Source organism: Methylophaga sp. UBA678 (assembly GCF_002299105.1).
Taxonomy (GTDB): domain Bacteria; phylum Pseudomonadota; class Gammaproteobacteria; order Nitrosococcales; family Methylophagaceae; genus Methylophaga; species Methylophaga marina.
Genome location: NZ_DBNG01000006.1, coordinates 69,836 through 93,270, shown reverse-complemented (window position 1 = coordinate 93,270; position 23,435 = coordinate 69,836). Strand labels below are relative to the sequence as shown.

The window sequence follows — 23,435 nt, the reverse complement described above, 5'->3', positions numbered from 1 at the left end:
TCCTTACATAGCCGCTCCTTAATAGTAGACTGGACGCTCTTTTTAACTGGAGAGAGAAATGATCCAATCTGTAAAAGGTAATGGTCGAGAGCCTGATGGCCCGCCAGACCTGTTTGAATTAATGAAAAAGTTGACTGGTGGTGGGCGCGGCCGTGGCCGTTCACCTGGCAATTTTGGTGGTGGTGTTATTGCCATTATCCTGGTTGTTTTGCTGGTTTGGGGCGCCATGACGTCTTTTTACACGGTGCAACCCGAGCAACGTGCTGTGGTGAAACGCTTCGGTTCCGTTACGGGTATTACTGATCCTGGTCTTCATTTCAAAATTCCTTTTGGCATAGACAAAATACAGCTGGTCGCTACCGAGCGCGTATTGAAACAAGAGTTTGGTTTTAGCACATTGAAAACCCGCCAAGGCGAGCGTTCAACTTATAGTGCCGCACAATTTGAAGATGAGTCATTAATGCTCACCGGCGATCTGAACATGATCGATGTTGAATGGGTGGTTCAATATCGCATTGAAGACCCTATTAAGTTTCTATACCAAATGCGTGAACCGACACGTACCCTTCGCGATATTTCTGAGTCAGTGATGCGTCGTATCGTCGGTAATATGCTCGGTTCTGAAGTACTGACTATTGGTCGGGTAGAGATTCAACAAAAAGCGGGTGATGAGATTCAGGAAATACTCGACCAATATGATGCAGGAATTCGCATCAGCACCGTTGAAATGCAGGATGTGGTGCCACCTCGTGCCGTTCAACCTGCTTTTAATGAAGTGAATGAAGCTCGCCAAGAACGTGAGCGTATGATTAATGAAGCTCAAAAACGAGTGAATCAGGAAATCCCTAATGCTGAAGGTGCTGCACTTCGTACTGTCGCAGAAGCTGAAGGTTACGCTACAGAACGAGTAAACCGTGCCGTGGGTGAAAGCGCCCGTTTTAGTGCCGTTCTGCATGAATACCAACAAGCGCCAATAGTGACACGCTCACGTCTGTATCTGGAAACCTTAAATGAAATGTTGCCAGATATCGGGCAAATATTGGTTGTTCAGGATGGCCAGATGTCTCCCCTCCCATTACTTGACGTAAACCGTAACGCCATTGGAGGTGACAAATGAAAACGTCTTTACTCGCTTTAGTTGCCGTCTTGGTCATCATTATTGGTAACCTCACGCTTTACACAGTAGATGAAGCCGAACAAGCCATTGTGGTCCAGTTCGGTGAACCGATTGGTGACGTCATTAATGAGCCCGGCCTTAAGTTCAAACTGCCCTGGCAGAATGTACGTTACTTCGATAAACGTCTTCTGGTCTGGGATGGTGATGTCACACAGATTCCAACGCTGGGGCGTGAGTTTATTCTTGTTGATACCACAGCACGCTGGAGAATTACTGATCCCCTACTCTTTTTGACCAGTGTTCGTGATGAAGCCGGTGCACGCACACGGCTCGACGATATTATCGACTCTGTGGTCAGAGACATGGTCTCCTCTACTGAGTTGGAAGAGATTGTTCGTTCGAAAGACTGGGAGGTTAATGTTGAAGAGCTGGATGATCCGGCCTTGGCAGAACGTAGTGACGTCAATCTGGAGAAACAACCTAAACTAGGTCGTGAACTGCTAGAAGCCGGTATTCTCAAACGGGCTCGTGATTCCATGCCAGCACTCGGAATTGAGCTAGATGATGTACGTATTAAACGGGTTAATTACATTGAATCTGTTCGTCGTCAGGTAGAAAGTCGCATGATTGCAGAACGTCAGTCTATTGCTGAACGTTTCCGTTCTGAAGGTCGTGGCCGAAGTCAGGAAATCCTTGGTAATATGGAACGCGATCTTCGTCGTATTCGCTCTGAAGCAGCACGTGACGCCGAGAAAATTCGCGGTGAGGCCGATGCCAAAGCCACCCAAATCTATGGTGATGCCTTCGGTGCTGATGCTGAGTTCTATTCTTTTTTCCGTACATTGGAAAGCTACCGAGCTCTAGGTCAGAACAGTACGCTCATGCTTAAAGCTGACTCTGATTTCTTCCGTTATCTAGAAAAACCGCAAGCTCAGTAAACCATTGCCTACCGGAGTGTCATGCCCTGCTTGGGTGTGGCACTCTGGATATGGGCATAGCCCACCTTTAAATTAGCCCTTCTTTGCGTTTAGCTAAAACGTACTTAACCCTGTTGCTTCCATCGTGCGATATAACAATCTGGGCCAGAGTCTTTCATCCGCATAGTTTTCATAGTCGACACTGTAATGTCGGCCATAGAGGTTATACCAACATTCATCAAACCAGCTTTGGCCACGTCGCAAAGGTGCTGCGTTGGCTGGACCTTTAAGTACAACACTGGTTTCAAGGTTCAGGTTATGCAGGTTTCGTCGGGTGAAATTGGTTGAGCCGAGTAACATCGTCGTTTCACCAGCACCGCGACGCATCAGCCATTTAGCGTGGCATTGTTCGCCGTGGGTATCACACCAGCGAACGGTGATGCCGGCTTGTGTTAATTCATGAGCGACCGGACGATTAGGTATGCCATTCTTTTCACGTCCGAAGGCGTCTTTATTCGGATCTAGTAAGACTCTTAATATTACGCCTCGTTGTTGTGCTGATTTGAGAGCGTCGATAATCTCCCGATCGGATAAATAGAACATTGCCATATCCAGTTTATCCTTAGTTTTGGCTTGGTTAATCATGGCTAATGCGGCTTTTTCTACAGCCTGTTCAGTGACGACCTGAACGGTAAGGTTGGTGTCTGTGTTATCAGAAGGTTGCTCTAGTTCGACTTTAGGTAAAGCTTTAGCTGACATGGCCAGCACCGCTTTTTCACTCTCAAGTAAATCCCAAGCTGCCTGTCCATTAAAGCGTAAGGCGACATTGTCGTGGGCGCTGCTTCCATCGTGTGGATTAGCTGAGGTGACTAATGCGGTTAATTCGTCTCCATTATCTGCAATGATCAGTTTGCGATGATTCGCTTTGAAATTCATTAGGTTGAGATAACTTCTTGCGGAGACTTCTCCTTCACCAAAAGGATTCGGCAGCCAGCCACCTTCGCTATTGCCAAATGGCTGAACAAATAAACGCCAAAAACCAGAATAAGCCGGGTTGCTATCACGTAGTTTGGTCAGTTTTGTTTGTGTGACAGGTATGCCAGCCGCTTTAAGTTGAGTGAAATGTTTGGAAGGTAGTCCGCCATAAAGAGTATTAAGGGGATCAGAAATAAGCTGTATTTCCAGAGCAGGATAACGCTGTTTTTGTGTAATTAAGGCTTGGGTGAGTTCATCTGAAAGTGCTCTATGTTGTTCCGAACCTTTGCCTTGATAGTCATTAAACAAAAACATTTCAACCAGCACCAGGTGGCGAGCATTGGCAATCATCTCGAACACTTCATCGAAAATCTGCTGCTGTGTTTGACGTTCACCTCCGACAGTAAAGGTTCTGTCTGCTAGAAACTGCACGTTGCTCGCCGTTCGTTGAGGGCCTGAGAAATCAACGCCCGGAGGCAATGGCTTATAAACGTGATAGACGGCGACAGAAATAGATATCAAAAGTAATAACAATAGCCAACGCCATTTACCCTTCCTCTGCTTTTTTGTGCTGAATAAAGATCGTTGTTGTTTACTTTTGAATGACATGTTTATCAATAAGTCCGGTTGATAAAGAGTGACGTGAGAAACGTTTTATCTTTGTTTCGAATTATGACTATTTACATAAAGTATCACTATTCATCGTTATCTATAAATCAACGTGTTTTGTTTTCGTAGACAATATGACGCCCAATGTCGCCTGTAGTTACTGAGTGGGTGCATTGCCTGATTGTTTCATTTTGCGTAATAGTTTTTTAATCATTCGACCTATTATTTTATAAAACCGAATGAGAAATAATGTCTCCACTGATTCGAAAATCGTCAGTGACTTAATGTTTAAAGAATCAAAACTGTAATTAATACAAATACCTATATGGAGATGTTAACAATGTTAAAACACATTTTATTAAGTACCTCAGCAGCGGTTGCCCTTAGCCTGTCAGCAGCGACATTCGCTGCTGATATTGATATGAATGCCAATGCCAATGACCTGGCTATTCAAGGTTATGACCCGGTGGCTTATTTCACTCAATCAGCACCGACTAAAGGCACTAGTGACTATACAGCGACATATAAAAATGCGATCTATCACTTTAGCAGTGAACAGAATCGTGATTTATTCCGTGCCGAGCCAAGCAAATATGCCCCTCAGTATGGTGGCTTTTGTGCCTTCGGTGTCACCAAAGGTAGAAAGTTTGATACTGACCCAATGGCTTGGCGAGTGGTGGATGGCAAGCTTTATCTGAACCTGAATAAAGATGTCCAAAAAATCTGGGTTGAAGATATTCCAGGCTACATCACTAACGCCAATGACACCTGGCCGACGATCAAAACCTTCAGTGATAAAACACTTGAAACGTTCTAGTGCATAAGCCCTGGCTTAACTCAATTGGCTGAGTCAGGGCTTTTATTAAGGAGTGTAAAAATGCAACGAATCAGATCACATGAAGCGCTAGAAGCTGAGAAACAACGTCATGAGTATTTATTACTGAAAATTTCAGCCTCATGGTGCAACCCTTGCCAAATCTATACCCCGATTATTGAGTCAGTCTCGGCATCACGTAGTGATATCAGCGTGGCTGAAGTGGATGTGGATGATATGCCGAACGTGCGTGAGACCTTTCGTGTGCGGTCTGTGCCAACACTGGTCATGCTTAAAAACGGCCAAGAGGTTGATTCACTCGTGGGTTCACAGCCGGTTGAAAACGTACATACGTGGATTAACCACACTATCGAAGCTTAATACTTATATATAAGGAATGATGATATGAAAAATAACGCAATTATTGCAGCCGCCATTGCTGCGACTGTTTCCCTTGGCGTGACAGCCCCGATTAATGCTTATGCTGCCAGTAAAGAGAAATGCTACGGCGTAGCGAAAGCAGGTCAAAACGATTGTGCCAATCTGGCGGGTACGCATTCATGTGCAGCCCAGTCTAAAAAGGATAATGATCCGGGGGAGTGGAAATTAGTACCTGCAGGTACGTGTACTGACCTTGGTGGCTTATCCAAAGATGAAGCGAAAAAGCTTCTCACTAACTAATGACCATGTGCGAACCTATGGAGGCTGAGATGATGCAAGTGGGTGTGGGGCTTCGCTCCAAACATTATGAAGCGGCTTTGCAATCAGCCTCCGTAGACTTCGTTGAAGTGCATACTGAGAATTTTTTTGCTGATGGTGGTGTGTCACATGCCATCCTGGAGATGATTGCTGAGAATTATAAGCTAAGCTTTCATGGGACTTCGCTCGGTTTGGGGTCTTTGGCTCCCCCGCCACTCGTCCATATCCAAAAGATGCGGCGGTTGATTGAACGTTATTCACCCTTTTTAGTATCGGATCACGCTTGTTTTAGCTGGTCGAATGAGGATGGCCATACCGTTCATGCTGGTGATTTGCTTCCGATCCGGTTTGATAAAGAAACGTTGAATGTCATGTGTCGTAACATTCGACGCGTGCAGGATATTTTTGGTCAGCAACTACTGATTGAAAATATTTCATCATATTTACCCATCTCTGGCTCTGTCATACCCGAAGCAGAGTTTTTCAATTTACTTTGTCAATCAACCGGCTGTGCGATGTTGCTGGATCTTCATAACATTCAAGTAAACGCTGTCAATCAGCAGTCCCGGTCACCTTTAGAGGCCGCTTTAGAATTCATATCTGAGTTAGATACTGGCATTGTCGGTGAAATCCATTTAGCCGGAATAGCTGAGCCCTCAGCTGAGATGTGGATTGATGATCATAGTGGACCCGTGAGTGATGAATGTTGGACAGCATTTTCAGCAGCCATCAAACGTTTTGGTAAGGTGCCCACCTTAATTGAATGGGATACCAAGTTGCCTGACTGGTCTGAGCTCACCACTCAAGCCGCCATGGCTAAAGATTATGCCAATCAGGTGTCAGGTCATGGCTAATTATCAGTCAGACCTATTACAGGCCCTTTGGCATCAGGGTGAGTCATCTTTTGGCTCTGAGGTACTGTCTATTTACAGAAATAATCTGCTAATGAATGCTAACAGAGCCTTAGCTATTACCTACCCAACCGTTGTGCCATTGCTTGGTGAGGACGTCTTTAACTCGCTGATTAAAGATTTTATCCAGTATGAAATGTTAGAGGAAGGTGACTGGGGTGTATGGGGCAAAACATTTCCTGACTGGTTAGAGCAGCAAGCTAGCCTGGGTGATTATGCTTTTATTGCTGATTGTGCCCGGCTGGATTGGCTTTGTCATCACGCTGAACGAGCCAGTGATATCGAGAATGTCATGGGATTTGAGATTGCCTCAGAGACGGAATTGGCAAGTCTTAAACTTCAATATTGTGCTGGAGTGACGCTACTTGAATCCAGCTATCCTGTTGTGGATATCTGGCTGGCACATCACTCCCGAGATGAAAATCAACGCCAATCCTTTCTTCAGCAGGCAAAAAACAAACTCACAGACGGTGCAGGTCAACATGCTCTAGTTTGGCGGCCACACTGGAAAGCCAATGTTCGTGAACTGGATGAGACAGAACTTGATTGGATCAAGCTGACGCTTTCTAGTCACGGTATATCTGATGCACTGGACCAGGTTAATCCTCAATTTGATTTTGAAACGTGGTTACAACAATCCACCAGTGAAGGACTTGTCACTGGTTTCTATCAGGAGAAATACGATGACTTATCTTAATTTACGCGTCCCATATCTGGGACATCTGACAAAAGCACGTTCGGTACTTGAATCTTTAACGTTACTGGGCGTCAGGTTTTACTTGTTCTCTGTCTTTTTCTTTGCTGGTTTTAACAAATTAAAAGACTGGGAGTCGACCCTGTTTTTATTTGAATATGAATACATGGTGCCTTTTTTAAGACATGATATTGCGGCTTATCTTGGCACGGCCGCAGAGATTGCTTTACCCGTGTTGCTGCTCATGGGCTTAATCACTCCGGTCGCCGCTATCGGCTTGTTTATCTTTAATATTGTGGCAGTTTTTAGCCTCGCAGACATGCCACCGGCAGCGTTATTACTACATGTTATCTGGGGTGGGTTGCTGTTTGCTTTAATACTATGGGGCCCTGGAAAAATAGCCGTGGATAGATTTGTTTTTAACAGTCACTAATATTCAACCGGCATCAGGAGGTGAGTGACAATGAGTCACTGCCTCCTTTTGTTTTAGTTCAATGATGTTTGTGAACGTAGGTGATCTACCATCCAGTCAATCATGGATTTTGTTCTGGCTGAAGAATAGCGACCTTCTCTATGCACCACATGCACGGGCACGGGTGGATGCTCGTAATCACTCAAAATGATTTTTAATGCCCCACTCTCCAGGCTCTCTGCTACTTGATAAGACAGGAAACGTGATATCCCCATATCCGCTAATACAGCTTTTTCTGCCGAGAAGTTATCGCTGACAGCTAAAAATGGGTCTACCCTGACACTGCTTGCTTTGCCTTTATCAATAAACTTAAGCTCATTACTGGGGCTGAGTCCTCTGGCTAAAATGATTTTATGATTGGATAAATCTTCTGGTTTTTTCGGGTAGCCATATTCTTTCAGATATGCCGTTGACGCACAGAGAACACGACGAATAGCCCCGACTTTGATGGCTTTATAGGATGAATCCTGTAACTCACCAATTCGAATTGCGACATCGACACCCTCTTCCAGCATATTGACGACACGATCAACGAATAAAGCATCCACCTGCATGTCAGGATAGTTTTTTAAATAGCTGATAATGCCATCCATCACATATAGCCGCCCGAATAATACTGAGGCGGTAATTCTGACCATTCCTCTCGGTGTTGCATTTCTACCTCTGACGGCATCATCTGCTTCTTCTGATAGAGCGACAATCTGCTTGGCATCTTTGTAATAGCGTTGGCCTGCATCGGTGATTTGCAGGTGGCGGGTTGTCCTGTGCAATAGCTTTACACCGAGACGTGTTTCCAGTTCTGAAACGGCACGACTAACGGCTGGAGGACTAAGTCTGAGTTTACGTGCTGCACTGGCAAAGCCTTCATTCTCAACCACGGCCACGAAGACAGTCATTAAATGTAGTCGGTCCATTCATTATTCCACTTTATGCAATAGTTAATTAATCATTTGGCTGATTATTATATTTCTGATAATAGCGAATAATGTTCTCGCTGGAAACACAACAGCATTATTTACTGATAACAGGAGAACAAACATGAGCAGAATCAAAACCATCACTGATGATATAGCCAACAATGAACAAGCTGAATTATTTGCTGCTATCCAATCATCACTGGGCATTGTGCCAAACTTCCTTCGGGTCTTTGCTAACTCACCGGATGCCTTAAAAGCGTTCCTGGGCTTTCATCATATTGCTGGCAATGGCTCTTTGGACGCCGCCACACGTGAACGAATTGCGCTGACGCTGGCTCAGAAAAATGAATGTGGGTATTGCTTATCAGCTCACACCGCTATTGGACGTAAGACGGGTTTAAATACCGATGAAATCAATGCCAACCGTCAGGGTGACAGTCAGGATGCCAAAGCCGCTGTTGCTGTGAAGTTTGCACGGACATTAGCTGAGCACACAGGCGAAGTGACGAATGCGGAAGTGCAGGAAATGCGTGATGCTGGTTTCACTGATGCCGATATTGTTGAAGTCATTACCCACACGGGCATGAATTTATTAACCAATATTCTGAGTAAGGCCAGTCGGGTAGATATCGACTTCCCGAAAGTTGAACTGAATCAGGCGGCTTAACGGATATTGCCCGGTCTTTTGCCGATCGGGCAACTATTCTGAGGAGGTGTTATGGCCAGAGCATTTGCAAAAATCGCGTTCACAGACAATGTAAAACAGTTACAGTCTGAAATGGGTAGCCGGGAAACGTATCAGGTATTCGAGCAAGGTGATACCGATGATGTGTGTATTGATAAGCGAACTGAGCAATTTATCAAACAACGGGATAGTTTTTATATTGCCACAAGTAACGATGATGGCTGGCCGTATATTCAGCATCGAGGTGGACCCAAAGGTTTTCTCAAGGTACTGAGTGATAAACAGATTGGTTTTGCTGACTTTCGTGGTAACCGACAGTACCTCACTGTAGGCAATATTCAGGGTAATAATAAAGTCTGTCTGTTTTTGATGGATTATGCTCAAACTCGCCGCCTTAAAATCTGGGGTCATGCTGAGGTGATTCAGGAAGCCGAATACGCTGGCTTGATGGCACAACTTGAACTCGCTGATTTCAGAGCACCTGTTGAGCGAGGCATTGTCATCACCATTGACGCGATGGACTGGAACTGTCCGAAGTACATTACGCCTCGTTATACTCAGGATGAGTTTGTACAGTTTTTAGTTGATGATTAGCGTGTAATTGATTGAAAAAGCTATTTTATTTGCCTTTTACAAGAGCGACAAAAAAATGATCTTATACAATATTGCATTATCGGGTAACTGCCATAAAGTACGACTGATGTTAGCTTTTTTAGGCTTGAATTATCAGACCTATGATTTGGATTTAGGCACATCTGAACAATTAAGTGATGACTTCTTGAAGTTAAATCCATTTGGTCAGGCACCGGTGATTGATGATCAAGGTCTTGTCATTCGTGATAGCCAGGCTATTTTGGTGTATTTAGCTAAAAAATATGGTGAAGACAGGTTTTGGTCGGATGATCCTGCTGAGTTAGCTAATATCACATCATGGTTATCGACAGCAGCCAATGAGCTACAAAATGGCCCGGCCAGATTACGTCTGCATCATAAAATGGGCCGACCTATCGACCTTAAACACGCTACAGATACGACGACAAAACTGCTGAACATCATTGACCGTCACTTAGCTGATAAACAATGGCTAGTCATCGACAGACTGAGTCTTGCAGATATCGCTATGTACCCCTATCTGGCTTTAGCACATGAAGGCCAGGTCGATCTTAGTCCCTATCAGAACATCACTGCGTGGCTGACGCGGTTTGAAGCTTTACCAAACTATATATCCATGCCAGGCATTAATTTATAAATCTATTTTGGAGAACAACACTATGACAACCGATATTAAGCCCCCTCTTCCGCCATTTGATGAAGCCTTGGCTACACAAAAAGTGCGTATGGCTGAAGATGCCTGGAACAGCCGTGACCCGGATCGTGTGGCACAGGTGTATACCGAAGATACTATCTGGCGTAACCGTGCTGAATTTCCTCGTGGCCGCGAACAAGTCAAAGACTTTTTGCAAAAGAAATGGGCAAGAGAACTCGATTACCGTCTAATAAAAGAGCTGTGGGCATTTGAACAAAATCGCATAGCTGTGCGGTTTGCATACGAATGGCATGATGATAGTGGCAACTGGTTTCGTTCGTATGGTAATGAAAACTGGGAATTTAATGAGCAAGGTCTGATGCAGCGTCGCTTTGCTTGTATCAATGATTTGCCGATTAAAGAATCCGATCGTTTATTTCATTGGGCATTAGGTAGACGACCTGATGACCACCCAAGTTTGAGTGATTTAAACTTATAAACAAGCAGCTCCGGACTTTTAGTTCGGAGCTTTTTTCACTCTGGCAATAACAGTGATTCTGAATCTTTGATAAAAGTGGCCCATGTTTCGTTGGGTAACCACTCAGTTAATAAAGCACGTTTTGCTTCAAAAATTGGTTTCTCTTCAACAATACGAAGATAAAGATATAAAAAAGCTGATGCACGGTAGTTCATGGCACAGTGAACCCAGATTTTATGCGCTGAAAATGCTTTCATAATATTAAGAAACTGCTCTAAATGAGTCTGACTGGGGGCGTCAAATGGCACAGGTATGTGGATATACGTCATACCTAGACTGGTGACGATACTGCCTTCATTTTCAATAGCTGACGTAGAATCAGGCATCGCCAGATTGATGATGACTTGAACCCCCTGCTCTGCAATTTGCTCAAACTCGTCGATAGTGGGTTGTCCAGAACTGGCAATGTTAGGTGTCACATTCAACGCATTCTTAATGGTGGTTTCCATTATCGAAATACTCCATTTCTTGTTATGGCGCTTTAAGATTATCATGACCTGTTAACATGAATCATATTGGATAAGCAACGGCATGGCGACTCTTTGTGAACTCTTTGTTGAATTGACACTCTGAATACCTTTAATAATAAAAATAGAATGAACAATAACAATGAAGTTAAAAACAGGATTCGCTTTTTCGTGCTTGCTGATAAGTCAGCTTGTCTCAGCACGTGACTATATAGATGGACATTTACATTACGTCGATTTTTTTCAGGAAACAGATGGCATGCCGGCCTTACTGAAGGTGATGGATGAGAGTGATATAAGCCAGGCTGTCATTATGGGGATTCCCGTTGCCAAGACATGGGATGAAAATGAACCCAAAAAACCACGCTATTATGCGGGGGATGATGCCCCGATTTATTGGTATAGCGGCACCGATCTTGAGCTACACGCTGCGATAAAAAATCTAAGTACTGAACAACAGAAACGCTTTATTCCTTTCTTATCTGGCTTTAACCCAGATGATAAAAATGCGGTGAACCATATCCGTCGTGCATTAGAGCTTAACCCAGGATTTTGGCAAGGCATTGGTGAAGTGTTTACACGTCATGACGATCTCACCGCTTTAATACATGGCAGCGCGCCTCGAGCCAATAGTGAAGCGATGATGAAAGTCTATAAACTTGCCGCTGAGTTTGATTTACCTGTTTTACTACATAGCAATATTACATCAAAACGTGAGCGTAACCCCTTGTATTTAGAAGAATTAGAAGAAGCTCTTGGCAAGAATCCTGATGTAAAGTTTATCTGGGCACATGCTGGTACCAGTAAAGAACTGCATCGTCATCAGGAGGAGCTGGACTTTATCCGACCGCTTCTAGAAGAGCTACTAGAGAAGTACGATAATCTGACCATCGATTTATCGTGGACAATGATTGAACCGTATTTACTCAATGAAAAAGGCAAGCCTCGTCCGAAATGGCTGGCATTACTTAAGCAGTACCCAACGCGGTTTGTGATTGGTAGTGATGTGGTCGGCAGCTTTGATAATATCGGTAAAATTATGCATGGGTTTGATCCAGTATTAGATGCACTACCAGAGGACGTAGCAAAAGCGATTGCTCATGATAACTTTCTCACTCTGTTACCTAACCCGGCTGGTACTGACACAATGAAGGACTGATAGAACATTCCAGCTGACTCTTCTAAATAAAAAAGGAGCCACTAGTGTGGCTCCTCTTCGTTGTTAATCACTCATTTATAGCAAGATTGCTAATAAGATAATGATTGGGATAGGCACACCTATTAACCATAAAAGAATAGCTCGCATAGTATTTCTCCTTAAAAAGAAAGCTCGATATTAACGATATGGTTTAATGAACGATCGCATCACGTTGACGACCACCTATTGTTGCCATCAGACTGCCCATAAATGCACCGATTAATAAGGCAATGAACAACCATAATGACGCAAAGGTTGCTGCTGAAAGTGCCTCTTCCATAGCTTCACGTGCGGCTTGTTCTGCCTCGTCAGCCTTAGCTAACGCACGATCAATGACTTCGTTAACACGTTGTTCGGCTTGTTGCTGGTTCAGGTTAGTGTAGTTCGCCACTATACTAACCACATACTGTTTGTCATTTTCATTCAATTCACCATCCTGTAGTGATTGAACAACAATAGTGCTGAGCTCATTACGTATATCATCATCGGCACGTTCAACCATTTGTTGGCCTGTTTCCGTACGCAAAAGTGCATTGCTAACATAGTCTGATGACTCAGAGATCGCGTTACTGATCACCGGGGTAGCTGAGGCTGCACCAGTTGTTATCGCAGCGCCTGTTTTAGCGGTTCCTGTAATAGCCGCACCGACACTTGAGACAACTAATGTAGCAACTATTAAGGTCGCAACCGCCCAACTGATCAGACCATGAGCGGTGTCACGAAAATAGCTTTCATCTACATGAATATCTACCCAACGCGTTCGTAAGCGCCCAGCTACATAACCACCGAGGCCTGAGGCAAGTATTTGGGTAATGGTTAACCAGACAATGGTTGATACACCGATGGTCTCCATACTTAAGCCTTCACTTTCCCACGGTGAAATAACAGAGAAGCCAAGACCAAAACCCAGGATCAATAAAAGTAAAGTCATCGCGGCTGCGATGGTGGCACCGGCAAAAATTGAAGCCCATGACACACTGCTGTCGTTATTCGTTCTGAGAATGTCCATATTGCGTCCTTTATATTTTTTAGAATCAGTATTTATGAATAAATACTGCATTGTGATTGTTCACCAGCATCTTAACTATGACTGACTGACCTCTTGAAAAACGAATACTCAAAATTGAAATGCACAGCTTAATGGTGAATAGTGTTAAGAAAAATCAGCTGTTAAGTGATGAAGAACAAGCTGATGCTAACAACTTAATTTTGTATTTGGCTTTACCTAGGTTAAGAGAGCGAAAGTCGTCTCAATATATTTAGACTGTGACAATTTTCTTGCTCCAATGCCGGATGCCATTAAGCACTTTTAGGCATCGCGTGTAATATGAAATAAGTCATTGAAACAGCGCCAAGACAACAGGTTGAGTACCAAGATTGCTATATTTTAACTAAGGGTCGCTTTTTGTTCTGTTATTAAATAATTGAACTTAAATGAGATTCACATAGTAGTGTCATTAAGGAGTGGGACATGCAATATCGTCAAATGGACAGTATTCACACAGGAATAGCGCAAGCCAATAACAAACAAGCGGGTAAGGCACAGCCTATTCTCATTATTGCTATCGCATTTGTAGCTTTACTTGTGGCTACCCAACTGGCACTACCAACCTTAGTCAAAAATTATCTCAATGAGAAGCTAGCCAATATGGGCGATTACAGTGCGCATATTGAGGATGTTGATATCGCACTCTGGCGTGGTGCCTATACCTTAAACAGCATTAAGATCGTCAAAACAGACAGAGATATCCCCGTCACCTTCTTTGAGTCGCATAGCATCGATCTCTCAATTAGCTGGTCCGCACTACTCCGTGGTGCAGTGGTAGCTAATGTAGAGCTTATCGATCCTGAAGTACATTTTGTGGATGCAAATGATGAGAAGGTGCAAACAGGTGCTGGCACCGATTGGCGAGAGATGCTGCAACAACTGCTACCAATTAGAATCGAACGTCTTGCTATAAAACAAGGGCAGCTGCACTTTCACAACTTTCAGTCTGAACCGCCCGTTCACCTTGTATTGAGCGATTTAAATGGACAGTTTAGCGGTTTGAGCAATCGGGATGATGCCAAAGATTCGGCATTATCTTTTAAAGGAACAGTGCTAGAAACGGCTAAGTTATCTATCGATGGAAAGCTGAACCCGCTCGGAAGATTTCGTAATTTTGATATTAAATTAAAAGTAGAAAATGTCGATGCCGTCAAACTCAATGATCTGACTGAAGCTTATGCCAACTTTAATATGGAGTCAGGTCAGGGTGAGTTGTTAATGTCCCTCAAAGCGGTGGATGGACAGCTAGAGGGATACGCCCGTCCCATTTTAGATAACGTGACCATCTTAGATCTTAGTGAAGACAGTGATGAAGGACTCATTAATGTTGTGTGGGAATCAGTTATGGCCGCATTGGGACAAATTTTCCGTAATCAACCTAAGGACAGAATTGCTGCCGAGATTCAGATCAGTGGCAGCTTGGATCAGGAGAATATTAGTCCATGGCAAGCTTTCTTATCCATACTGCATAATGCTTTTGTGGAAGCCTACGATAAACAATTTCGACAAGAATAGTGTGTTTGTTTAGTGATAAACAGCTTAGTCTGCGTAACCACTGCCAATGGCTCGAAATGGCATTTTTAGTCCGAGTTCTTTAACTTGTAAGCCTACCCAGGCCGGAAAAGTGTTGCTATTCGGACCAGGTAATAAAGAATACTCATCTGCCCAGGGGTAATTGGCTACTGCGGTTTTAATTTCAGGAATTAATTCGGCGGCTTTATTCCCTTTTAGAGACAATATTTTCTCGGGTCTGGCACCATACCAATAGGTGTCTGGTGTCGTAGTTTGAAACTCACGTAAAGCAGACAAACCACGCTCTACTCGCCAGCCCACCACTTCATAGACCGTATAATTCGCCGCATTTTCTGGTTTTATCGCTATCCAGGTATGCACGGCGAACCAGCCTCGCCAGCTAAACGCATCAGCAGCATATACCTCGATGATGGCTTGTTTTTCTACCTTCGGATCAGCTGCAATACCAGCAGGTTCACGACTAGCCGTTCGCCAGTCTTGAGAGGTGCAAGCATTCAAGGCAAATACCAACATAAATGTGGTCACCACATTAAGTAAACGTGTCATCACGATCTAAACCTTGACTGGAGTGTGGTAAAGAGATTTCAACACGCAAACCGGTTTTTGTATTGGCAATCTTTAGCTCGCCATTGAGAATATCGACAATGGCTTTGGTGATGCTCAAGCCCAGACCAAAATTACCTTTTTTCTTGTCATGCACAAAACGATTAGTCACATTTGGTAATAACTCAGCATCAATGCCCCCTGCTTCATCCGTTATCTTCCAGGTCACAAAATCATCTTGTTCTGTCACCAGGATTGACACTGACTGCTCTGGCACCGAGAATTGAATGGCATTTTTTATCACATTTCTGATAGCGACAGCGACAAGTTCTTGTGGCAAAAATAAATCCTGATCGCTATGAATAATTTTATGAATTTCTACCTGACTTTCTTTGATCATAGCGTGAAGCGGCGTTAATGCTTTGCTAGTGATTTCGCTAGCGCTGCTGCTTACCGTGATCGCTGCCATCTGCTCGGCATCGAGTCTTGCCAGCATTAATAATTGATCAAGCAGTTCTGTTAGCTGTTTAACCGCCAGGTTGGCTTGTTTCAGATTGCAGTCCGCTTCCGCACCTTGTTTGAGCATGGCGACTTGTAGTTGGGTCGTAATGCCTGCCAACGGTGTTCGCAGTTCATGAGCAGCATCTGCAGTAAAGCGACGTTCACTTTCCAGCACGGCTTTGACTCTAGCCAACAAAGCATTAAAGCCGGCAATCACCCCCTTGACTTCACTTGGCACATCGTCAATTTCGATGGGTGTCAAACTGCTGCCCGTATGGGTATCAAAATGATCCTGTAGCTGTGTCATGGGTTTAAATACGCGCTGAATAATAAAATACAGAGAGATAATCAGCGTCAAAACAGCCAGTACCCAGGGAATCACTACCCCAATCAAGACGATATTAAAGAGTTGACGACGCTTATCCAGCTTCTCGGCAGTTGTGACTGAAATGCCGTGCTCGGTTAATTTGAATACGCGCCAGATAGTGCCATTATCCCGAACGAAGCTGTAGCCATCTTTGACAGAGGTTAAGACATCACGGTTATCATCTTCAGTGCTGATAATTAATTCGCCATCAATACGAGTGACATTACAGACAATGACCTCTGTATTTTCTCTATTTTTTTCTATTTGTTGAATCAGTTCATTGGTCAATGATGAGGATGGCTTTTCATTCTTTACATCGTATTGATGAACAATATGAGACAACATTTTTGCTGAGGCGGCTAAGCGATCATCAAGAATCTGTTTCACATCGCTTTTAATGGTGTGGTACATGAATGGACCGATAGCCAAACATAAAATACCGGTGACCAGAAGTACCGACAGCAGGAGTTTATTTCTTAGGCTACCTTTCATTGTTTGTCCACGGCTAAAAAATAGCCTAAACGGCGTTCAGTACAAATGAGATCCGTACCCAGCTTTTTACGCAAGTTATGAATATGTACTGCGACAGCGTTACTTGCCACGCCCTCAGCCCAGCCATAGAGTCTATCTTGTAATTGTTCCGTGTTCACCACTTTTCCTGGTTGATGCATCAAGGCTTCAAGCACAATCAGTTCACTTTTAGATAACTTAACTGGAAGACCATTCGCTTTGACTTCACCTTTAGTGGGATTGAAACTAATGTGCTCGAAAGTAATCACATTATCTGCCCGGCCAGCGATACGGCGTGTGATGGATTGTAATCGCGCCACTAACTCATCAAAGTCGAAGGGTTTCGTCAGATAATCATCGGCACCAGCAGAAAGACCGGTGACTCTATCCGGGATAGCATCTCGTGCAGTCAGGATAAGTACAGGCAGTAATATTTTATTTTGACGCCACTTGGTCAGTAATGTCATGCCATCGTAATCAGGTAATGTTAAATCAAGTATCACGACATCATAGTTCACATGCTGAATAGCCTGATTGGCAGTATGGGCATCTGTTACCCAATCGGTGCTGTGGCCTAATGTTTCCAGCCCCTGTTTGATGCCATCACCGACGATGTCATTGTCTTCAACCAGTAAAATATACATACATGATTCCCAATAATTACACACTTATTATGGTTATTAACATTAAGTGAATATTAAAAACGACATAATGTAGAGCTAACGTTTGACTCATAGACTTGATGTAAATTACACAGCTTTATGTATATGTTGCTCTGATTAACGAACCAGTAACCCAATTAAATTTTTATAAGAGATGTTTACCATGCGAGTCATTCCTTTAACACTCATATCTGCTTTTTCCTTAATGTTAGTTGCTTGTTCTGAGCCTGAGAATCAACCTGCTGAACAGGCCGCTCCCCCACCAGTTGAGGTGGATGTAGCTGTTCCTCTTCAACATAAACTGACGGATTGGGATGAGTTTACAGGCCGTTTCGAAGCCATCAATAACGTTAATTTAAGAGCACGGGTAACGGGCTATCTCATAGAGAAAAAATTTAAAGATGGTCAGCAAGTTAAAAAAGGCGATGTATTGTATGTGATTGACCCTCGACCTTTTCGTTATGAGCTAAAGCAAATTCAGGCGCAACATGAACTCGCCAAAAAAGAATTGGATCGCGCCCATCTGTTGCGTGAATCCAACGCGATTTCACAAGAAGAAGTCGACAGACGTTTCCAGGAACTTCAAATTACAGAAGCGTCATTAAACAATGCCAAACTTCAGTTAAGCTTTACTGAAGTGACTTCGCCCATCGACGGCAAAATCAGTGATAGTTATGTTGATATCGGTAATATGGTTGAAGAAAACGAGACGATTTTGACACGCATCGTCAGTACCAACCCTATTCACTTCCGCTTCGAAGGCTCGCAAGGCGACTTATTAAAATATCTCCGTCTTGATCGTGCAGGTCAACGCCCCAGCAGCGATTCCAGTCCTAACCCTATCTATATCAAACTGATGGACGAAGATAAGTTCTATCACGAAGGCAAAATGCACTTTGTTGACAATGTGGTCGACGATGCCACCGGTACGATTCAGGCCACCGCTACGGTGAACAACGATGAAGGCATTATTTATCCAGGTCTGTTTGGCCGTGCTCGCTTGTTAGGTCGTGCTAACTATGACGCCATACTGGTGCCTGAGAATGCCATCAACACAGATCAGGATAAAAAGTTCGTATATATCAGCGATGAGAACAATGCCATCAAACGTCAGTATGTCACGGTTGGCAATTTACTTGAAAATGATTTGATTGTGGTCAGCACTGGCTTAACGGGTAATGAAAAAGTTGTTGTAAATGGTATTCAACGCATACGAGCTAGTGGTCAGGAAGTTACGCCTAATGTTGTCGAACTTGAGTGGAAACCACTCAATGTTTTAGGAAAACAGGCTGCTGATGACACAACGAACACCACAAAAACTGATAAGGAATAAGCGACTGTGAATTTTCCAAAATTCTTTATTGATAGGCCTATTTTTGCTTCGGTACTTTCCATTATCGTTGTCATTATTGGCTATATGGCCTATTTGAGTTTACCGATTGAGCAATACCCACAAGTAGCACCACCGACGATTCAAGTATCAGCGACGTATCCTGGTGCAACCGCAGAAACAGTGGCTGAAACGGTGGCCACACCGATTGAACAGGAAGTCAACGGGGTTGAGGGCATGCTTTATATGTACTCACAATCCTCTGCCGATGGTTCAATGACGTTGAGCATTACCTTTGAACTGGGAACGGATCTGGATACAGCCCAAGTATTAGTTCAAAACCGCGTCGCTATAGCTGAAGCCAAATTACCAGAAAGTGTTCGTGCTTTAGGTGTGACCACCAAGAAGAACTCACCTGATCTGATGATCGTTATCAACCTCTCCTCACCAGATGGTACCTACGATCAAAATTATCTTGCTAACTATGGCGTATTGAATATACGTGATCGTATTCGTCGTATTGATGGTGTGGGTGAAGTCCCTGTTTATGGTGCCTCAGATTATGCGATGCGTATCTGGTTAAAACCTGACTTAATGCAGTCTTATGATATCGCGGCGGGTGATGTTATCTCTGCTATCCGTAATCAAAATGTCCAGGTCGCCAGTGGTACCTTAAACCGTGCACCACAACCCGATCAGAACTATTACGAGTACATCGTCCAGACACAAGGTCGATTAACGACACCTGAAGAGTTTGGTGAAGTTATTGTTAAAGCCAGTGATGATAGTCGTATTGTTCGACTACGTGATGTGGCGCGAATAGAACTAGCCGCACAGGAATACATCACCAAAGGTTATTTGGGTGGTAAACAGGCGGTTGCCTTGCCTATTTTCCAACGTCCTGGTACCAACGCGATTGAAACAGCCAATCAGATCAAAGCTGAAATGGAAGATATCGCGGCTGAATTTCCACCGGGTATGACTTACGAATTTGCCTATAACCCGACGGACTTTATCGAACAATCGGTTGATGCAGTAAAAATGACCGTTTATGAAGCCGTTTTTTTGGTGGTCATTGTTATCCTGGTTTTCTTACAAACCTGGCGTGCAGCGATTATTCCTATTGTGGCTATTCCAGTATCACTTATTGGTACGTTTGCAGTGATGTCAGCCATTGGTTTCTCGTTAAACAACCTGACATTATTTGGTCTGGTTTTGGCGATTGGTATCGTGGTGGATGATGCGATTGTTATCGTTGAAAATATGGAGCGGAACCTGCGTAATGGACTGTCGCCTCGTGAGTCAGCCCGTAAAACTATGGATGAAGTAGGTTCAGCATTAATTGCCATGGGGCTGGTATTGGTTGCCGTCTTTCTGCCAACCCTGTTCCTTGAAGGCATTTCAGGTGAGTTTTACCAAGCCTTTGGAATTACCATCGCTGTTGCCACCATGATCTCGGTCGCTGTATCACTGACCTTATCACCAGCACTCGCCGCCATTTTGATGAAGTCTCACGATCAGGATAAACCAGAGAAACCCGTTAAATGGTACCGCTCACCGGTAAAAGCATTTTTCAATGGTTTCAACCGTGGTATGGAAGGCTTATCGAATCGCTATGGGTGGTTTGTCGGTAAAACCATTCGCATGGGACTGATCATGTTAGTGATTTATGCGGGCCTGATGACCTTAACCGCATTTCAGTTTAACCGTGTACCGACGGGGTTTATTCCGTCACAAGATCAAGGTTCGTTGATCGTGGCTATCACATTGCCTGACGGCGCCTCGTTTGATGCTACGGACAAGGTGGTTCAGGCGGTCACTGAGGAAATGTTAGCCGTACCCGGTCTGAAAAACGCGGTTGGTTTTACAGGGTTTTCTGGCGCGACCAGAACCATTCAATCTAATGCCGCCGTGATATTTACACCACTAGACCCATTTGAAGATCGTATAGCTAAAGGCATTGAATATCAGACTATCTTAAGTGATATGCGTGCTGTGGCTGCCAGCTTCAAAGAAGCCAAGGTGGCGGTATTTGAACGCCCTCCTGTGCCCGGTATTGGTAGTGCTGGCGGCTTCAAGATGATGCTTCAGGATCGTGGTGGCCGTGGCTTAAAAGTATTAGAGCAAGCAGCAACCGATATGGCCGCTGCGGCAAATAGCCCTGATAGCCCTGCTACAACGGCTGTTTATTCTTTCTTTAATACTAATAATCCGCAAATCTATTTGGATATTGACCGTAATAAAGCTGAACGACTGAACGTACCTGTGCCTGATGTATTTGAGGCATTAGAAGTCTTTATTGGTTCAGTCTATGTTAATGATTTCAATTACTTAGGAAGGACATTTAGAGTAACCGCTCAAGCTGAAGCTGAAGATCGTTTATCTGTAGATGATGCACTTCGAATCCGTGTCAGAAGTACTAATGGCGATATGGTGCCTCTAGGCTCGTTTGCCACAGTGCGTGATACCTCTGGCCCTTCTCGAGTGCCACGCTATAACTTATATCCAGCAGCAGGTGTTATGGGCAGTAGTGCGGAAGGCTTCAGTAGTGGCCAAACACTTGATGCCATGGAAGAACTAGCAGAAAAAATTCTGCCTGATGGCATTGGTTATGAGTGGACTGAAATTGCCTATCAGGAGAAAGCAACCGGTGATACTGCTGCTTTGGCTTTCCTACTAGCTGTTGTGTTTGTGTTTTTATTATTGGCTGCACAATATGAAAGCTGGGCATTGCCGTTCTCTATCATCCTGATTGTACCGATGTGTCTGTTATCAGCGATCACCGGTGTTTATCTGGCAAAAATGGATAACAATATTCTGACGCAAATAGGCTTGGTCGTGCTGGTAGGTTTAGCATCGAAAAATGCCATATTGATTGTTGAGTTCGCCCGAGAGCTGGAGCGTCAGGGACGTTCTGTCTGGGATGCAGCCGTTGAAGCAGCCAGACTACGTTTACGCCCTATTTTGATGACATCCTTCGCTTTCATTCTAGGTGTTGTGCCCATGGCCATCGCTCAAGGTGCGGGTGCTGAAATGCGTCAGGCATTAGGTATCGCAGTGTTTTCAGGCATGCTTGGCGTGACCTTCTTCGGGTTAATATTTACCCCAGTGTTTTATGTGATTTGTCGTCGGGTTGCGCTTTACTTCAAACCTGAACAGGCGACAGGAGAAAAATCATGAACAAAATGATCTTGTGTACCTTAATTAGCCTGTCCATCACTGGCTGTGCTCAATTTCGTGATTATCAGTCACCCACGACGGATAAGACGGTTGAAGCGACACAACTGAGTGATGACACCTACCAGTTTGCTAATGCACAGCAACCTATCGCAGATTGGTGGACAGCTTTTCAGGATCCACAATTAACGCAACTCGTTGAAAAAGCATTAGTCCATAATCTGGATGTACGGATTGCACTGGCGAACCTACAGGCGGCTCGTGCTTTATCCAGAGCAGTGGGTTCAGATAGATACCCGACAGTCGATGCAAACGGTGGTTATAGTCGTAACCTGTATTCTGAGGAAACACAAAATGCGAACACTCGCGCGGCTGATATCTATGAAGCAGGCTTTGATGCCAATTGGGAATTAGATATTTTTGGACGTGTCAGCTATGGCATTGAGTCACAACTGGCTCAGGAACAAGCTATCGCTGCCGACTTGCAACAAATGTATGTCAGTGTCGCCGCAGAAGTCGCAAGACAATACTTTACTCTACGCGGGGCACAGTATCGTTTGGATATTGCTGAGCGAAATGCTGAAAATCAAAATGAAACCTTTGAATTAACAGAAAAGATATTGAATGCCGGCGGAGCCAGTGCTCTGGATGTGAGTCGTGCCAAAACACAACTCAGTCTGACTCGCTCCACGATTCCACCATTAAGAGCGCAGATAGATTCGACCATAAACAGTCTTTCTGTTTTAACAGGGCAAGTACCAGATGCTTTACGTAGTCGTTTGTCTGAGACTAAAGCTCTACCGACATTACCGCTAACAGTAGCCGTGGGCGACGTGCAACAGTTGCTTACCCGACGCCCAGATATCCGCTCAGCTGAACGTACATTGGCAGCCAGTGTGGCGGATTATAATCTGACCGTGGCGGATTTATTTCCCAAGGTCAGTATTCTTGGCTCTTTAGGTTTTATTTCTACTAATTTGAGTAGCTTTGGTACCACTGCCCTCGCCGGCTCAATTGGTCCATCGATCAGTTGGCAAGTCTTTGATCGTGATCGCTTGAAAGCGTATGTCGATCAAGCTGATGCCCAAACTGAAGTTGCGTTGGCACAATATGAGAAGACGGTATTATCAGCACTTGAAGAATTACAGTCCGCGATGAGTGATTTTTCTAACGAGGAACAACGGCGTGCTGAATTGCAAGAAGCTGCGGCTTCGGCAAAACAATCTGCCACCATGGCCAGAAATCGCTTTGATAGTGGCTATGATAATTTTCTTGATGTGCTAGATGCTGAACGAACATTACTGGAAGCAGAAGATACCTTAGCAAACAGCGAAATTACTTCAGGGCTTAATTTAGTCGCTATTTACAAAGCCTTAGGTGGTGGCTGGCAAGTCAAACCTTAGCAGCGTTAATATGATCAGGGCGTTAGTAACTAGCGCCCTTTTTCTTTAACAAGATATTTTTGCTGCTAAATAATTTACAACTCAAAGCCAGCCAAGCAAGAC

Annotated in this window: 24 protein-coding genes; 17 read left to right on the top strand and 7 right to left on the bottom strand. The window is 44.1% G+C overall.

The window, feature by feature from the left end:
• The first annotated feature begins 58 nt into the window (after positions 1-58).
• Positions 59-1,117: an FtsH protease activity modulator HflK gene (gene hflK, locus B3014_RS02310; RefSeq protein WP_289244304.1), complete on the top strand. Its 1,059-nt coding sequence runs from the start codon at positions 59-61 to the stop codon at positions 1,115-1,117.
• Positions 1,114-2,055: a protease modulator HflC gene (gene hflC / locus B3014_RS02305; RefSeq protein WP_289244303.1), complete on the top strand. Its 942-nt coding sequence runs from the start codon at positions 1,114-1,116 to the stop codon at positions 2,053-2,055. Before hflK ends, hflC begins: the two co-directional genes overlap by 4 nt.
• Positions 2,056-2,148: 93 nt before the next feature.
• On the opposite strand, the gene B3014_RS02300 is transcribed toward hflC, so the two are convergent.
• A complete protein-coding gene (locus B3014_RS02300; protein WP_289244302.1) occupies positions 2,149-3,618 on the bottom strand; it encodes a phospholipase D family protein in 1,470 nt (489 codons plus the stop codon).
• A 340-nt stretch (positions 3,619-3,958) separates the two neighbouring features.
• On the opposite strand from B3014_RS02300, the gene B3014_RS02295 reads away from it, so the two are divergent.
• The 6 genes from B3014_RS02295 to B3014_RS02270 are packed head-to-tail and all read left to right on the top strand — an operon-like array spanning position 3,959 to position 7,169.
• Positions 3,959-4,435, top strand: coding sequence for a YHS domain-containing (seleno)protein (locus B3014_RS02295; protein ID WP_289244301.1), 477 nt, complete (start codon positions 3,959-3,961; stop codon positions 4,433-4,435).
• 60 nt (positions 4,436-4,495) lie between these two features.
• Complete coding sequence (locus B3014_RS02290; protein ID WP_289244300.1) at positions 4,496-4,813, top strand: thioredoxin family protein; 318 nt, start codon at positions 4,496-4,498, stop codon at positions 4,811-4,813.
• 24 nt (positions 4,814-4,837) lie between these two features.
• Positions 4,838-5,113, top strand: a complete 276-nt coding sequence (locus B3014_RS02285) for a DUF2282 domain-containing protein (protein WP_289244299.1) — start codon at positions 4,838-4,840, stop codon at positions 5,111-5,113.
• A gap of 29 nt (positions 5,114-5,142) precedes the next feature.
• Positions 5,143-5,985: a DUF692 domain-containing protein gene (locus B3014_RS02280; protein ID WP_289244298.1), complete on the top strand. Its 843-nt coding sequence runs from the start codon at positions 5,143-5,145 to the stop codon at positions 5,983-5,985.
• On the top strand, positions 5,978-6,739 hold the full coding sequence (locus B3014_RS02275) for a DNA-binding domain-containing protein (protein WP_289244297.1): 762 nt from the start codon (positions 5,978-5,980) through the stop codon (positions 6,737-6,739). The genes B3014_RS02280 and B3014_RS02275 overlap by 8 nt, the downstream gene beginning before the upstream one ends.
• Positions 6,726-7,169 (top strand): DoxX family protein, encoded by a 444-nt coding sequence (locus B3014_RS02270; RefSeq protein ID WP_289244296.1) that lies wholly within the window; start codon positions 6,726-6,728, stop codon positions 7,167-7,169. The genes B3014_RS02275 and B3014_RS02270 overlap by 14 nt, the downstream gene beginning before the upstream one ends.
• Positions 7,170-7,222: 53 nt before the next feature.
• Here B3014_RS02270 and B3014_RS02265 read toward each other — a convergent pair whose 3' ends face one another.
• Entirely contained in the window at positions 7,223-8,122 is a 900-nt protein-coding gene (locus tag B3014_RS02265; protein WP_289244295.1) for a LysR family transcriptional regulator, read from the bottom strand.
• A gap of 124 nt (positions 8,123-8,246) precedes the next feature.
• On the opposite strand from B3014_RS02265, the gene B3014_RS02260 reads away from it, so the two are divergent.
• From B3014_RS02260 to B3014_RS02245, 4 genes are read left to right on the top strand one after another with little or no spacing between them, the layout of a single operon-like run.
• The gene (locus B3014_RS02260) at positions 8,247-8,792 is read left to right on the top strand and encodes a carboxymuconolactone decarboxylase family protein (protein ID WP_289244294.1); all 546 of its coding nucleotides are present in this window, start codon (positions 8,247-8,249) and stop codon (positions 8,790-8,792) included.
• Positions 8,793-8,843: 51 nt separating this feature from the next.
• Positions 8,844-9,404: a pyridoxamine 5'-phosphate oxidase family protein gene (locus tag B3014_RS02255; protein WP_289244293.1), complete on the top strand. Its 561-nt coding sequence runs from the start codon at positions 8,844-8,846 to the stop codon at positions 9,402-9,404.
• 55 nt (positions 9,405-9,459) lie between these two features.
• On the top strand, positions 9,460-10,059 hold the full coding sequence (locus B3014_RS02250) for a glutathione S-transferase family protein (RefSeq protein WP_289244292.1): 600 nt from the start codon (positions 9,460-9,462) through the stop codon (positions 10,057-10,059).
• Positions 10,060-10,081: 22 nt separating this feature from the next.
• Positions 10,082-10,555: a nuclear transport factor 2 family protein gene (locus B3014_RS02245; RefSeq protein ID WP_289244291.1), complete on the top strand. Its 474-nt coding sequence runs from the start codon at positions 10,082-10,084 to the stop codon at positions 10,553-10,555.
• A 35-nt stretch (positions 10,556-10,590) separates the two neighbouring features.
• Here the strand turns inward: B3014_RS02245 and B3014_RS02240 are convergent, their stop codons facing one another.
• Entirely contained in the window at positions 10,591-11,043 is a 453-nt protein-coding gene (locus tag B3014_RS02240; protein ID WP_289244290.1) for a protein tyrosine phosphatase family protein, read from the bottom strand.
• A gap of 160 nt (positions 11,044-11,203) precedes the next feature.
• On the opposite strand from B3014_RS02240, the gene B3014_RS02235 reads away from it, so the two are divergent.
• Entirely contained in the window at positions 11,204-12,220 is a 1,017-nt protein-coding gene (locus B3014_RS02235) for an amidohydrolase family protein (protein ID WP_289244289.1), read from the top strand.
• Positions 12,221-12,410: 190 nt separating this feature from the next.
• Here the strand turns inward: B3014_RS02235 and B3014_RS02230 are convergent, their stop codons facing one another.
• Positions 12,411-13,268, bottom strand: coding sequence for a hypothetical protein (locus B3014_RS02230; protein WP_289244288.1), 858 nt, complete (start codon positions 13,266-13,268; stop codon positions 12,411-12,413).
• 462 nt (positions 13,269-13,730) lie between these two features.
• On the opposite strand from B3014_RS02230, the gene B3014_RS02225 reads away from it, so the two are divergent.
• Complete coding sequence (locus B3014_RS02225) at positions 13,731-14,822, top strand: DUF748 domain-containing protein (protein WP_289244287.1); 1,092 nt, start codon at positions 13,731-13,733, stop codon at positions 14,820-14,822.
• A gap of 24 nt (positions 14,823-14,846) precedes the next feature.
• On the opposite strand, the gene B3014_RS02220 is transcribed toward B3014_RS02225, so the two are convergent.
• From B3014_RS02220 to B3014_RS02210, 3 genes are read right to left on the bottom strand one after another with little or no spacing between them, the layout of a single operon-like run.
• Positions 14,847-15,386 (bottom strand): DUF3750 domain-containing protein, encoded by a 540-nt coding sequence (locus tag B3014_RS02220; RefSeq protein ID WP_289244400.1) that lies wholly within the window; start codon positions 15,384-15,386, stop codon positions 14,847-14,849.
• A complete protein-coding gene (locus B3014_RS02215) occupies positions 15,370-16,743 on the bottom strand; it encodes a sensor histidine kinase (protein ID WP_289244286.1) in 1,374 nt (457 codons plus the stop codon). The genes B3014_RS02220 and B3014_RS02215 overlap by 17 nt, the downstream gene beginning before the upstream one ends.
• Positions 16,740-17,405, bottom strand: a complete 666-nt coding sequence (locus B3014_RS02210) for a response regulator (RefSeq protein ID WP_289244285.1) — start codon at positions 17,403-17,405, stop codon at positions 16,740-16,742. The genes B3014_RS02215 and B3014_RS02210 overlap by 4 nt, the downstream gene beginning before the upstream one ends.
• A 181-nt stretch (positions 17,406-17,586) precedes the next feature.
• Here B3014_RS02210 and B3014_RS02205 point away from each other — a divergent pair, with 181 nt between their 5' ends.
• The 3 genes from B3014_RS02205 to B3014_RS02195 are packed head-to-tail and all read left to right on the top strand — an operon-like array spanning position 17,587 to position 23,333.
• Complete coding sequence (locus B3014_RS02205; RefSeq protein WP_289244284.1) at positions 17,587-18,756, top strand: efflux RND transporter periplasmic adaptor subunit; 1,170 nt, start codon at positions 17,587-17,589, stop codon at positions 18,754-18,756.
• A 6-nt stretch (positions 18,757-18,762) separates the two neighbouring features.
• On the top strand, positions 18,763-21,933 hold the full coding sequence (locus tag B3014_RS02200) for an efflux RND transporter permease subunit (RefSeq protein ID WP_289244283.1): 3,171 nt from the start codon (positions 18,763-18,765) through the stop codon (positions 21,931-21,933).
• Positions 21,930-23,333, top strand: coding sequence for an efflux transporter outer membrane subunit (locus B3014_RS02195; RefSeq protein ID WP_289244282.1), 1,404 nt, complete (start codon positions 21,930-21,932; stop codon positions 23,331-23,333). Before B3014_RS02200 ends, B3014_RS02195 begins: the two co-directional genes overlap by 4 nt.
• Positions 23,334-23,435 lie beyond the last annotated feature (102 nt).